The 13177-nt window shown below is 72.7% G+C and carries 11 protein-coding genes; 7 read left to right on the top strand and 4 right to left on the bottom strand.

All coding sequences use genetic code 11. The features are described from left to right. Genes DFQ13_RS01580 through DFQ13_RS01570 form a run of 3 tightly spaced genes read left to right on the top strand, consistent with a single transcriptional unit; the run spans position 1 to position 3202 of the window. Positions 1-942: an ABC transporter permease gene (locus DFQ13_RS01580; protein ID WP_219994212.1), complete on the top strand. Its 942-nt coding sequence runs from the start codon at positions 1-3 to the stop codon at positions 940-942. After that, entirely contained in the window at positions 939-1721 is a 783-nt protein-coding gene (locus tag DFQ13_RS01575) for an ABC transporter permease (protein ID WP_233438217.1), read from the top strand. Before DFQ13_RS01580 ends, DFQ13_RS01575 begins: the two co-directional genes overlap by 4 nt. After that, positions 1718-3202, top strand: a complete 1485-nt coding sequence (locus DFQ13_RS01570) for an ABC transporter ATP-binding protein (protein WP_110078529.1) — start codon at positions 1718-1720, stop codon at positions 3200-3202. The genes DFQ13_RS01575 and DFQ13_RS01570 overlap by 4 nt, the downstream gene beginning before the upstream one ends. A 5-nt stretch (positions 3203-3207) precedes the next feature. Here DFQ13_RS01570 and DFQ13_RS01565 read toward each other — a convergent pair whose 3' ends face one another. Next, positions 3208-4893 (bottom strand): DUF262 domain-containing protein, encoded by a 1686-nt coding sequence (locus tag DFQ13_RS01565; RefSeq protein ID WP_181399789.1) that lies wholly within the window; start codon positions 4891-4893, stop codon positions 3208-3210. A 761-nt stretch (positions 4894-5654) separates the two neighbouring features. Between DFQ13_RS01565 and DFQ13_RS01560 the strand changes: the two genes are divergently transcribed. Continuing rightward, positions 5655-6671, top strand: coding sequence for an alpha/beta hydrolase (locus DFQ13_RS01560; RefSeq protein ID WP_110078527.1), 1017 nt, complete (start codon positions 5655-5657; stop codon positions 6669-6671). 183 nt (positions 6672-6854) lie between these two features. Here DFQ13_RS01560 and DFQ13_RS01555 read toward each other — a convergent pair whose 3' ends face one another. Continuing rightward, a complete protein-coding gene (locus tag DFQ13_RS01555; RefSeq protein ID WP_110078526.1) occupies positions 6855-8051 on the bottom strand; it encodes a cytochrome P450 in 1197 nt (398 codons plus the stop codon). Between the two features lie 171 nt (positions 8052-8222). Here DFQ13_RS01555 and DFQ13_RS01550 point away from each other — a divergent pair, with 171 nt between their 5' ends. Then, complete coding sequence (locus DFQ13_RS01550; RefSeq protein ID WP_052021045.1) at positions 8223-8897, top strand: TetR/AcrR family transcriptional regulator; 675 nt, start codon at positions 8223-8225, stop codon at positions 8895-8897. Positions 8898-9784: 887 nt separating this feature from the next. Here DFQ13_RS01550 and DFQ13_RS01545 read toward each other — a convergent pair. Continuing rightward, positions 9785-10306, bottom strand: coding sequence for a TIGR03086 family metal-binding protein (locus DFQ13_RS01545; RefSeq protein ID WP_181399821.1), 522 nt, complete (start codon positions 10304-10306; stop codon positions 9785-9787). A 93-nt stretch (positions 10307-10399) separates the two neighbouring features. Next, complete coding sequence (locus DFQ13_RS01540) at positions 10400-11434, bottom strand: zinc-binding dehydrogenase (RefSeq protein ID WP_181399788.1); 1035 nt, start codon at positions 11432-11434, stop codon at positions 10400-10402. Between the two features lie 175 nt (positions 11435-11609). On the opposite strand from DFQ13_RS01540, the gene DFQ13_RS01535 reads away from it, so the two are divergent. Together DFQ13_RS01535 and DFQ13_RS01530 are read left to right on the top strand one after the other, a co-directional pair. Further along, the gene (locus DFQ13_RS01535; protein ID WP_035283952.1) at positions 11610-12287 is read left to right on the top strand and encodes an SRPBCC family protein; all 678 of its coding nucleotides are present in this window, start codon (positions 11610-11612) and stop codon (positions 12285-12287) included. Continuing rightward, positions 12284-12964, top strand: coding sequence for a DUF4166 domain-containing protein (locus DFQ13_RS01530; protein WP_110078523.1), 681 nt, complete (start codon positions 12284-12286; stop codon positions 12962-12964). Before DFQ13_RS01535 ends, DFQ13_RS01530 begins: the two co-directional genes overlap by 4 nt. Positions 12965-13177 lie beyond the last annotated feature (213 nt).

Genomic DNA, 13177 nt, shown 5'->3' with positions numbered 1-13177 from the left:
GTGCCGGGCTACCCGGCCAGGCGCCTGGGGCTGGCCGCGGTGCAGGCGCTGGTCGTCCTGGTGGCCACGTTCGGCATGACCGCCCTGCTCCCCGGCGACGCGTCCTCGGTGGTGCTGACCGAGCACGCCGCACCGGAGGACGTCGCGGTCGTCCGCGCCCGCCTGGGCCTGGACCAGCCGCTGACCGTCCGATTCGGACGCTGGATTTCCGGCCTGTTCACCGGTGACCTGGGTGAATCCCTGGTGACCGGCCTACCGGTGGCGGAGGAGATCGGTCGCCGCTTGGCCGCCACGGCGCTGCTCGCGGGGGTCACGCTGCTCGTGCTGCTGCCGCTGGCCCTGCTGGTCGGGGTGGCGAGCGGGCTGCGGGAGGGCTCCCGGGTGGACCGGGTGCTGACGTCGGTCGCGGTGCTGCTGCACGCGGTGCCGGAGTTCGTCCTCGGCCTGCTGCTGGTGGCGGGCCTGGCCGTGCACGGCGGCCTGTTCCCGGCGACCGCGGCCGGGGTGGACCTGCTCGCCCGGCCGGAGGTGCTGGTGCTGCCGGTGACCGTGCTGGTGGCGCGGCAGCTGTGCGACCTGGCGCGGCAGATCCGCATCGGCGTGGCGGAGCACAGCGCGGGCGAGGTGGCCGGGCACCTGCGGTTGCTCGGCCTCCCGGAGCACGCGGTCGTGCTGCGCCACGTGCTGCCGGGGGCCTCGGCGCCGGTGGTGCAGCAGCTCGCGCGGACGGTGGAGGGTTTGCTCACGGGCGCGGTGGTGGTGGAGTCGCTGTTCGCGGTGCCGGGGTTGGGGACGGGGTTCGTGGAGGCGGTGCAGAACCGCGACATCCCGCAGATCCAGGGGTACGTGCTGGTCTTCGCCGGGGTGGTGGTGCTGGGCAACCTGGCGGCGGACCTGGTCGCCCACCGGCTGACCCCGCGCCGGGAGCTGGTGCTGCGGTGAGCCGGGCGCTGGGGTGGGTGTTGCTGGTGGTCCCGCTGCTGGTGGCACTGGGCGGACCGCTGGTGGCCGGGTCGGTCGACCCGGTCGGTGCGCCGTCGGCGCCCCCGAGGGCCGGGCACCCGCTGGGAACCGACGTGCTGGGGCGCGACGTGCTGGCGGTGGTGCTCTCCGGCGGCCTGTCGGTGGTGGGGTTCACCGCGGCGGCGCTGGGGCTGGCCTACGGCGTCGGCGTGCCGGTCGGGTTGGTGGCGGCCGGGCAGCGGCGGGTGGTCGACGAGGTCCTGATGCGCGGGCTGGACCTGGTGCTGGCGTTCCCGTCGCTGCTGGTGCTGATGGTGCTCGCGGCCACCGGGCACCGCGGGGCGGTGGTGCTGGTGTTCACCGCGGCGGCGGTGCAGGTGCCCGCGGTGGTCCGGGTCGTGCGGGCGGCGGCGCTGGCACCGGGGTGCCGGGTGGCGGTGGAGGCGCTGTACCTGCAGGGGCAGTCGTGGTGGCGAATCCACGTCGGGTACGTCGCCCGGTCCGCGCTGGGGCCGGTGGCCACCGACGCGGGAACGCGGGTCGCGCTGGTGCTGGGATTGGTGGCGTCGGCGAACTTCCTGGGGCTGGGCCTGCCGTCGGGGTCGGTGGACTGGGCCGTGGTCATCGACCGCAACAGCGACGCCCTGGACGCGCAGCCCGCGGTGGTGCTGGTGCCCTCGGCGCTGCTGGTGGGGTTGTGCGTGGGCGCCAACCTGGTCGCGGACTCGGTCCTGGGGCGCGGGCGGAGGACCGGATGACCCTGCTGCGGCTCGACGGACTCCGCGCGGACGCGGGCGACCGCGCGCTGCTCGAGGACGTCTCCCTGCGGCTGGGAGCCGGGCGGGTGCTCGCGGTGCTGGGCGGTTCCGGTGCGGGCAAGACCACGCTCGGCCTGGCCGCGCTCGGCGAATCCCGGCGCGGTGTGCGGTTGGGCGGGACCGTGCGGCTCGGGGGGATCGAGTTGCTGGGTCTCGGTCCCCGCGAGCGGCGGCGGGCGCGGGCGGGGGCGGTGGGGCACCTGCCGCAGCACCCGGGCGCCGTGCTGGACCCGGTGCGGCGGTGCGGTTCCGTCCTGGTCGAACTGGCCGCGGTCGGCCACCGCGGCCGAGCCGCCCGGGTCGCCGCCGCCGAACGCGCCCTGCACGCGGCCGGGCTCGATCCCGAGCACTGGCACCGGTTCCCGCACCAGCTATCCGGCGGCCAGCAGCAGCGGATGGCGCTGGCCACCACCCTGGTGACCGCCCCGAGCCTGCTGGTGCTCGACGAACCCTCCACCGGCCTCGACCCCCGATCCCGCGAACGCCTCGCCGAACGCCTGCGAGCGCTGTCCACAGCCGGAATGGCCCTCCTGCTCCTCACCCACGACCTGGACCTGGCCCGCGCGACCGCCGACGACATCGCCGTCCTCGAACACGGCGCCCTGATCGAAACCGGCCCCGCCGACGCGGTGCTCACCGCTCCCCGGCACCCCGGCACCGCCGCCCTCCTGACCGAGGACCCCCCGCTCCCGCCGGGCCCGGTGGCGAACACACCACCCGTGGTCGTCGCGGCGGGCCTCACCGTGCGAGTGGGACACACGGTCCTGTTGCGACCGACGGACCTGACCCTGACCGAGGCGAGCCGAACCGCGGTGATCGGCCCGTCCGGAGCGGGCAAGACCACACTGGCCCGCGCGATCGCCGGTCTCCTCCCGCCTTCCGGGGGCTCCACCACGCTCGACGGCCTGCCCCTCCCCGCGCACGTCCGCGAACGCTCACGGGAACAGCTCCGGGCGATCCAATACGTGCACCAGGACGCCCACGCTTCCTTCGACGAATTCCGCGACGTCCTGGGCCAGGTCGCCGCCACCGCGACCCGGCTGCGCGGCCTCCCCGAACCCGAGGCCCGAGCGGAAGCCACCGCCCTGCTCGACGCCTTCGGCCTCTTCGTCGGCACCCGCCACCCCCACCAACTCTCCGGCGGCCAGCTCAAGCGCTGCGCCCTCGCCCGAGCCCTCCTCGCCCACCCCCGCCTCCTGATCTGCGACGAGGTCACCAGCGGCCTGGACGCCACCACCCGGGCCACCACCCTGCGAACCCTGGACAACGCGGCCACCCGCACCGGCGTGGCCCTGCTGCTGATCGGCCACGACCACCAAGCCCTGGCAGCCATCACCGACCGCACCATCACGGTCGACGGCGGCCGGGTGACCGAGGTTCCCGACTCCCCGTGGATGCAGTGGAAGCGCGGCCTGCGCTGAGGTCGTCAGCGCAGTGACCACACCGCGGCCAAGGTGTCGAGGAGCTGCTGTTGGCGTTCCTCGAGCACCGACGGGGTCCACTCGTCGACGGTGAGCACCTGCGTGGTCAACGCGAAGGAGGAAACGCCGTTGACGCTGGTGAAGTACTTCGCCTTCTTGACGTCGAAGTCGTAGTTGGCCGCAGCCGTGTTCTTCCGGCGGTTGAGCAGGACCAGGTTGGCCAACCTGTGCCGCCAGTGCAGTTGCTCGTCCGGGGTGAAGTCGCGGTTCCACCGGCTGTCCGCCGCCGGGGACTGCGGCAACACGTGCTCCACGGTCACGATCCTGTGGTCGTAGGTGACGCCACTGTCGGACAGCGCCGCGTCCAGGCGGCGCAGGACGTAGAGGCGGACGCGGGCGGCGGTGTAGAGGTCCTCCCCGAGGCGCAGCAGGGTGTCCCGCTTCTCGGCCTCGGTGAGTTGCAGCGGGGAATCGGGGCGATACAGGTCCTCCCCCGTCTCCAACGCGGTGAGCACCCGACCGTAGCGCTCGATGCGCCGGGTGGTGTCGACCCGCCGGACGAGCATGCTCGCGGCGAGCCGCTCCAGCCCGGTGAGGAACTCCCGCAACGACGCCGCGTCGGTGGTGGGGCGACTGAGGTGGGCGATGGCGGGCGGAATCCAGTCCACGTTGTCGATGCGGCCCAACCACCGCAACAGGTTGTTGACGGCATCAGCGCCACCGGGAGCCGCGTAGTCGGCCCGGGTCACCGTGGCGTAGGCACCGGAGAGCGGCACGAGCACGTCGTCGATGAACGCGCGCCCGGTGCGCTGCCCGGTGAGGACCGCGCTGCGGAACTCCTTGAGGATGGACCCCCGCGCCTTGGTCTTGGCGAAGACCATGCGGATGTGGGAGAACAACTCGTTGAAGCCGGGGCGCCCGAGGGCGTTCTCCTCCTCTTCCCACTTCTTGGCGTAGCTCTCCCGGTCCGCGTCCGGGATCGTGCTGATGACCTCGGACTTCAAGATGTCGAAGTGGGTCAGGTCGAGCCCGCGCTCGTTGAGCACGGTGAAGACGCGGAAGGCGGAGTTGAAGTCCTGAGTGGAAACGATGACCAGGAAGGTCCGCTGGACGACGAACAGGACCAGCCGCGTGCACTCGGCCTCGGACAGCTCACCGAGCCGCTCCAGGAACAACCGCGAATTCAGCAGCAGGTTGCGCTGGCTGTCGAGCAGGGTGTCGACGGACAGGGTGGCCGCCTCGGCCAACGCCGCCGGGGCTTGCAGGTGCTTGACGTAGAACGCCTGGTCATTGCCACGCAAGGTCAACCGCGACTGGTCGATGGTCCCCTTGAGCGGGTCCCCCTCCTGCAGGAGCCGCTTGTCGAGAGAGGCGGCGAAGTCATCGTGGACGTGCAGGCGCAGCGCACCGAGCAACAGCGCCAAGGTGGTGAGGCGCTGCTGCCCGTCCACCACCTGCGAATCGGGCTTCCCCACCTCCTTGATCAGGACGATGCTGCCGAGGAAGTACGGATCGACCTCCTCCAGGGGCGCGTCCCCGGACGCCGCCACGACCAGGTCGTCGAAGAGTTCCCCCGCCTGCTCGGTCGTCCACGCGTAGGGACGCTGGTAGAGCGGAATGGTGAAGCGGTAGTCCTCGCTGAAGACGTCGTCGACCGACCGTTCCACCGCCTCGATCTTGATGCCAACCATCATCTCGCCGCGTCGCGGGACGAACGCCGCAGCCTGCAGCCACCACGGTCCCGCACCTGACGCGTGCCTCCCGTTCCTCGGACGTGAACTCCGGACCATGATCGTATCCCGGTCCGCCCCCACAGCACAGAGCACAACCCACCCGATGATTCAGAATCGCGGCAACGCGTCTGATCACCCGGTCGGGACCTGAGCGCCCCGAGAACCACCGCAGGCCGCGACCTCGAACCACGCCGAACAGCCCCGCTCGCGCGGGGAAGACGGCGTGCTCCTTCGCGGAGTGCCGGTCAGCGGGGGAACAGCCCCGCTCGCGCGGGGAAGACCCGGCGACCGCGGTCAGGATGCCGACCAGGTAGGGAACAGCCCCGCTCGCGCGGGGAAGACTACGACCAGTGGGAGCCCGGGTGCGGCCTGGACGGAACAGCCCCGCTCGCGCGGGGAAGACTCTTGACCTGCGCCTTTAGATGCTCGAAGTGGATTTTAGCATCACTTTCGCGCCGAACCGGGCAAGTGTAGTCCCCTGGTTACTTACTGTGTTGGGCACGATTTTCGGCGCGCGGTGGTGGCGGGGCGGTCAGGAGTATGGCGGGGCGCTGCCGGCACCCGGGCCCACAGCGAGCGGACGACCTGGCAGGCTTCTGCGAGGGCAGTGCCCGTGTTCTTCGAGGCATGGGCGCTTCCACTGAGTACGACCAGGAGCGGCACCGCTGAACCGCCCGACCGAGCGCGTGCGGGCGGTTTGATGGAGGAGGCACGACACCGTGAGCTCAACACCGAGGCGGGTGCTCGCCGGACTGGCCGCGATCGGCGCCGGGTTCGCCGCCAAGGGCCTGCTGGCCCGCCACCGAGCGGTGGCCGACGTGGCGCCGGAACTGCGGCAGTGGACCCTGTACCTGCCGCTCAGCCTCAACTCGGTCACCCTGGCCGTCTTCCGGAAGCAGTCGGTGCCGCGGCCGCGGCCACACCCTGGTGTGCGGACCGAGCAGCGGACGGTTCCCGCCGGGGGCGGGGTTCCCGCTGTCGGGGTGTCGGTGCATCGCAAGGAAGGTGGTCGGCGGCCCGGTGGTGTGGTGGTGTGGATTCATGGCGGCGGGATGGTGTTGGGGAGTGCGGCTGCCAGTGATGCGTGGTGTGCGCGTTTGGCCGGTGAACTCGACGTGCTGGTGGTGAACGTGGACTACCGGCTGGCGCCGGAGCACCCGTACCCCGCCGCGCTGGATGACTGCTACCGGGTGTTGCGGTGGGTGCACGACAACGCCGCCGAGCTCGGTGTCGACCCGGACCGGGTGGCCGTCAGCGGGAAGAGTGCGGGTGCGGGGTTGGCCGCCGCGCTGGCTCAGCGGGCGTACGACACCGGTGTGCCCGTTCGGTTCCAGGCGTTGGTCTACCCGATGCTCGACGACCGGACGGTCCTGCGCACCGACCACGGCAATCGCGGTGCCTTCGTCTGGACGCCCGCCGCCAACCGCTTCGGCTGGACCGCCTACCTGGGCCACCCGCCGCGCGTCGACGACGACCGCCCGTACGCCGCGCCCGCCCGCCGCACCGACCTCACCGGCCTGCCCCCGGCGTGGATCGGCGTTGGTGACCTGGACCTGTTCCACGACGAGGACGTCGACTACGCCCACCGCCTGCGGGCCGCCGGGGTGTCGTGCGCCTTGCACGTCGAGCCGGGCATGTACCACGGCGCCGACGGCCAGGTCGCCGAGGAGGTTCCGTCGATGGCCGCGTTCCGCGAACGCCTGGTCGACGCCCTGCGGACCGCCTTGGAACAGTGACGCCCAGCGGGTGGTGGCGGGATTGCGTGCCGCCCAATCCGGCATCGCTGCGATTGATCCGCGTGCCGTTGGGGCTTTGGGACCGGGCGGGCGCCACCGCGACCGGCCCACCGGGACGACGAAGCGCCGATGACCGGGGAAGACCCGCGGTGGGCGACGGCGGGTCGCCCACCGCGGGGTGGGTCAGTTGTCCCAGGTGACGGGCAGGCGGGCCGGGCCGCGGGTGGACAGGCCTTCCTTCCACTCGATGCCCTCACCGGCGAAGCGCAGGCCGGGCAGCCGCCGCAGGAGGGTGTCCAGGGCGACGCGCAGTTCCATGCGGGCGAGCGGGGCGCCGAGGCAGTGGTGCGGGCCGTGGCCGAAACCGACGTGGGAGGCCTCTTGGCGCTGGAGGTCGAGGTGGTCGGGGTCGTGGTAGACCGACTCGTCGCGGTTGGCCGAGGCCATGACCGGGAGGACCGGTTCGCCCGCGCGGACCAGGACGCCGCCCAGTTCGACGTCCTCGGTGGCGTAGCGGGCGATGCCCGCGCCCACGCCGAGGGGGACGAAGCGCATCAGTTCCTCGACCGCCTGCGGGACCAGGTCGAGGTCCGCGCGCAGCGCCGCCAGTTGCTCGGGGTGGCTCAGCAGCACGTGGACGAAGTTGGGGATCTGCGAGGCCGTGGTCTCGTGCCCGGCGACGAGCAGCCCCTCGGCCAGCGACAGCATCTCGTCCTCGGAGAGCCGGTCCTCGTCGTCGCGGGCGATGACCAGGGCGCCGAGGAGGTCGTCGGTGGCGTGCTCGCGGCGTTCGGCGATCAGGCCCGCCATGTACTCGCGCAGCTTGCCCATGCACTCCAGGACCTCGTCGGGGGTGTACTTCGACGTGGACAGGAACGCGTCCGACCAGTACCGGAAGTCGTCGCGGTCGGCGAAGGGCACGCCGAGCAGTTCGCAGATGACGGTGATCGGCAGCGGCAGGGCGAAGGCCTCGACCAGGTCGGCGGGCGGACCCTGGGCCAGCACGGCGTCGACGAGGTCGTCGGCGATCTGCTGGGTGCGCGGGCGCAGTTGCTCGACCCGGCGCACGGTGAACGCCTTGGTGACCAGGCGGCGCAGCCTGCTGTGCTCTGGCGGGTCCATGCCCAGGATGTTGCCCGGGGGCGCCGGGTGCGGGCGCATCCTCGGCTCGTCGCGGCCCGCGCCCGCCGCCCGGCTGAACCGGGGGTCGCCCAGGACGACCTTGACGTCCTCGTAGCGGGTCGCCAACCACGCGGGCTCGCCGTACGGGAGCACCACCCTGGTCAGCGGCTCCTGCCTGCGCAGCTCGGCGAACAGCGGTTCGGGCTCCAACCCGCGCGGCGGGCTGAAGGGGAACGGGCGGGGTTGCGCGGTGGTCATGCGTTCGACTCCTCACTGGCCCCTCGGCGGGCAACGCCGGGAACCGGTTGCTCGGACAGCCGTCCGGTTCCACCTTAGCGATTAAGTCAGACGCTTGTCTGAGAAAGGGTCACCGACAAGCCGTGGAGTGGGGAACGCATCACCACGGCGGCGGTGGGCGAGGATGACCGCATGGACACCGAGACGTCGTCGCGCGAACCCGCGCTCCCGAGACCGGTTTCGCGGCGGGAGCAGGCCGAGGCCACCCGCGGGTCGCTGCTGCGCACCGCCGAACGCCTCTTCGCCGAGCACGGCCTCGCCCGGGTCTCCAACCGCCGCATCGTCGAGGCGGCGGGCCAGGCCAACAACTCCGCGCTGAGCTACCACGTCGGCACCCGCACCGACCTGCTCCGCGCGATCACCCGCGCACATGCGGAGCCCATCGCCCACCGGACCCGGGAACTGGTCGAGCTGGCGCGCGGGTCCACCCGGCCCCGCGACCACGTCGCCAGCCTGGTCCTCCCCTACACCGAGCACCTGGCGGAACTGGGCAACCCGAGCTGGTACGCCCGCTTCACCGCCCAGGTCCACACGGACCCGGGCGCCACAGCGGGCCTGCATGACGACCCACTGCTGGCAACCTTCCTCGAGGAGGGCAACGCGGCGGTCTGGGCACACGTCCCCGACCTCCCGGCCGCGGAGGCGGCCCTGCGCAGGCAGACCGCCCGGCTCGCGGTCATCCACACCTGCGCCGAACAGGAACGCACCGCCGCCGACACCAACACCCCCGCCGACTGGCCCCTGGTCGGCGCGGCCCTCACCGACGCCGTCACCGGCCTGCTCCTCGCCCCACGATCACCCCACTGACCGCCCCCGCCACCCCAACCCCCACCAGCGCAGCAACAACCGGCTACCCCGAAAACCGCCAGCCCGACCAAGCAGGTGCCGGGTGGGCGGATGTGCTTGCCCAGCCGACCACCCCACCAACCGCCAGCCCGGCGACGCCCATGCCCGACTGGGTGGATGTGCGCTCGGCCGGCCGACCACCCCCGAAACCGGCGGCCCGGCGAGCAAACACCCAGGCAGGTGGCTGCGCCTGACCAGCCAACCACCCCGAAACCCGGCGACCCGGCGGCCCGGCGAGCAAACACCCGGGTGGGTGGATGTGTTGCTCGCCAGCCGACCACCCCCGAAACCGACGGCCCGGCGAGCAAGCACCCAGGCAGGTGGCTGCCCCTGACCAGCCAACCACCCCGAAACCCGGCGGCCCGGCGGCCCGGCGGGCCAGCGGGCCCGGCGGGCCAGCGGGCCAGCGGGCCAGCGGGCAAACACCCGGGTGGGTGGATGTGTTGCTCGCCAGCCGACCACCCCCCGAAACCGGCGGCCCGGCGACCGGATGCCAGGGTAGGCGAATGCGCTTGCCCAGCCGACCACCCCAAGAACCGGCGGCCCGGCGAGCCAACTGCCCGGGTGGATGGATGCGCTCGGCCAGCCGACCACCCCCGCAACCGGCGGCCCGACCAAGCAACTGCCCGGGTGGGTGGATGTGTTTGGCCGGGGGTGGCGATCATGTGACAGCCTGCCTGGGCGGTGGGGCATCTTTTCAGCCCCACCTGACGCACTGGAGCACATGATCGCCATAGGGGCCCCGGCCAAACACATCCACCCACCCGGGCACACCCGGCAAACGACCGGGCCTGAGTCGAAGCGCGCGGCCGAGCACATCCACCCACCAAAGCCCAGCCTCCAGCCCGCTACACCGGAGCGCGACCGGTGATACCCAGAATGCGATCCAGCAACGGCGCATCCGGCGCAACAGCCACAGGCGGCCCCCAAAGCTCAGGCAGCGGAGCCCCGGGAACAAACCGGACCACATGCTCGTAGCAGGCACGCAGAGCGTCCTCAGGCAGCACGAGCCCGTTGCCGGTCGCCGTGGCCAGGTCCCACCCGTGCACCACGACCTCGGTCAGCGCGATCCGCCCCCACACCGCGTTCGGCAGAACGAGTCCCCCAGGCCCCTCGGTCTCCCCTTCCCACACAGCCGGAACGGCCCAGGCCCCAGCCAGGCCGCGAAGCCGGTCGGCCAGCCCAACCCGGTCACGCGAGCCACCCGCTTCGACGCTGGAACCCGCAGCGACAGTGAACCCCACCGCCACCCCGTCCAGGTGGTCGAGCAGGTCGGCAACCGTGTACTCAGCGCACGGGGTCGGGGCAGCCAATTGGTCGTCGCGCACCCTCTCAACCAGCGCAGCCACCTCAGCGCACGTCTCGCGCATGTCGATCACAGGGGTCTCCTCCTCCGGGTGTGGGACATCTCCCGGGTGAGACTCCTCCACCGGCCGCGAATCATCGGCCCGGTGGAAACGCGGTCAGGGGCGGATCAGCACCTTGAGCGCCTTGCGGTCGGCCATAGCCCGGTAGCCGTCCGGCACCTCGTCCAGGCCCACCGTGCGGTCGAAGACGCGGCCCGGTTCGACCCTGCCGTCGAGGATGTCGGGGAGCAGTTCCTCGATGTAGGCGCGGGCGGGGGCGACGCCGCCGGTCAGGGTGATGTTGCGCATGAACAGGCCCCCGTCCATCGGCACGTCGGAGTACTGCGGCGCCCCGACCCGGCTGACCACGCCGCCTGCGCGCACCACGCCGAACGCGGTCTCCAGGGCGGGCTTGAGGCCGACGCACTCCAGCACCGCGTGGGTGCCGTCGCCGCCGGTCAGTTCCCCGACCTTCTCGACACCCTCCGCGCCGCGCTCGGCGACGACGTCGGTGGCCCCGAACTCGCGGCCCAGGTCGGTGCGGTCGGTGTGCCGCCCCATCAGGATGATCCGCTCGGCGCCGAGCCGCTTGGCCGCCAGCACCGCTGACAGCCCGACCGCGCCGTCACCGATCACGGTCACGGTGGTGCGCGGCCCCACCCGGGCGGTCACCGCGCAGTGGTGCCCGGTGGGGAACACGTCCGACAGCGTCAGCAGCGACGGCAGCAGCGTCGAGTCCTCGCCGACGGGGAGCTTCACCAGGGTGCCCTGCGCCTGCGGCACCCGCACCGCTTCGCCCTGCCCGCCGTCGACCCCGGGGGCGCCCCACTGGCCGCCGTGCCTGCACGAGGTCTGCAACCCCTCGGTGCAGAAGTCGCAGGTGTTGTCCGCCCAGACGAACGGCGCGACGACCACGTCGCCCCCGACCAGCCCGGACACCTCCGAGCCGACCTCCTCGACCACGCCGAGGAACTCGTGGCCGATGCGGTCGCCCTCGGTCGCGTCCTTCTTGGCGCCGTAGGGCCACAGGTCGCTGCCGCAGACGCACGACCGCAGCACCCGCACCACCGCGTCGGTGGGCTCGTGCAGCCGGGGGTCCGGCACGTCCTCCACCCGCACGTCACCGGCTCCGTAGATCAAGGTCGCGCGCATCTGGTTCCTCCCGTTGTCGGGTCCACTCAAGACTGGAAGTGGTTCCCCCCGGGCGGCGGGCGAAACCCGGAGCACCGGCGCTGAGCGCTGTGGCACACCACTCTTGAGCAGTCGCTCAACAATGGGCTATGGTCGTGCCCGAGCTGTTGAGCGACTGCTCAAACCTGGGGGCGCCATGCGGGGCTTGTACGTGGAGACGCTGGTCAGAGCTGATCTGGACCGGGTGTGGGAGCTGACCCGGGACCCCCGGCTGCACCAGCGGTGGGATCTGCGGTTCACCACCATCGACCCCGTTCCGGGCACCGAGCCGCAGCGGTTCCGGTACGCCACGCGCGTGCTGCCGGGGCTGCGGATCGGCGGTACCGGCACGACGGTGGGCGAGCGGACCAGGCCGGACGGCACGCGCACATCAGCGTTGCGGTTCTCGTCGGGGCACCCGTTGTCGCCGATCGTGGCGGGGGCGGGCTACTGGCGGTACGTGCCGTCCGGTGGGGGTGTGCGGTTCCTGACCGGCTACGACTACACGCCCCGGCACCGGGTGGTCGACCGGGTGTTCCGGCCGCTGATGGGGTGGGGCACGGCGTGGTCGTTCGACCGGCTGCGGCTCTGGGCCGAGCGCGGCACCACCCCGGAGGCGTCGCTGCGCACCACCGCCCTGGACGTGGCCTGGCGCCTGGCCGCCACCGCGGCGGTCGCCGGGTTCAGCCCGCCCGCGGCGCTCGTCGCCGGGGTCGCGGTCGCGCTGATCCCGCCGTCACCGGGCACCCCGGCGGCGCGGCGGTGCCTGCGAACGCCACCGGACCGGTTCTCCGCGACCGCCCCCGCCACCCTCGCCCGCCTGGAGCAGCGATGACCTCGATCTTCCGGCGCGCCCTGGGCGGGGACTTCGACCGCCTGCACCCGAGGCTGCGCGAGCGGTTCGGCTTCGCCGCGGGCGACGGGCGCGGCTGCGTCGGCACCGGGGTCATGCGGCGGATCTGGCCGAGGGCGGGGATCGCGCGGCCGCTGTTGGCGCTCGGTGCGAGCAGGAACATCCTGTTCCCGGAGCAGGGCACCGACATCCCCTTCACCATCGAGAACCACGCCTACCTGGACCGGTACGGGCGGGACACGCTGACCTTCGTGCGCACCTTCGAGTTCCCGCACCGGCGCAGGCGCTTCGACGCGACCATGGTCTACAACGACGAGCGCGGCTGCGTCGTGGACTACCTGGGCACCCACCAGCACGTCGCCGTCGACCTGCGGCCCGAGGTGGGCGAGCGCGGCGAGCTGCGCATCCGCTCCGGGGAGCAGCGGGTGCGCGGCCTGCGGCTCGACGTCCGCTGGCCCACCGCCCTGACCGGCGCGGCCGACGTGCGGGAGAGCTTCGACGACGAGCTGGGCCGGTTCCGGATCGCGGTCCGGGTCACCAACCCGCTGCGCGGGCTGGTGCTGGCCTACTCCGGAACGTTCGACGTGACCTATGTGGACACCACGACCTCAGCCCTCCCGGCCTCGGTGAAGCCGCTGCGGGAGGAACCGAGGGGATGACGGGCGGGCCGGGTCCGCCACCGCTGGGGGTGGTGACGGACCCGGCCGCCACCGGCGGTGACGAGGTGGCGATCGCCGCCCCGGCCACCCACTAGTCTGGCGCCTCCGCCAAGCCCCGGGAGGACGTCCTTGACCAGCGCCACCGCCCCGGCCCGCGGGCCGGACCCGGCCGCCCCGGAGGCGTGCCCGGCCCCGGGGGCCGACCTGCCCGCC

Origin of the sequence: Actinokineospora spheciospongiae (genome assembly GCF_003182415.1) — a bacterium.
In the GTDB taxonomy this organism is placed as follows: domain Bacteria; phylum Actinomycetota; class Actinomycetes; order Mycobacteriales; family Pseudonocardiaceae; genus Actinokineospora; species Actinokineospora spheciospongiae.
Note: the sequence above shows the minus strand (reverse complement) of the source record. Positions and strands in the feature narration are given on the sequence as shown.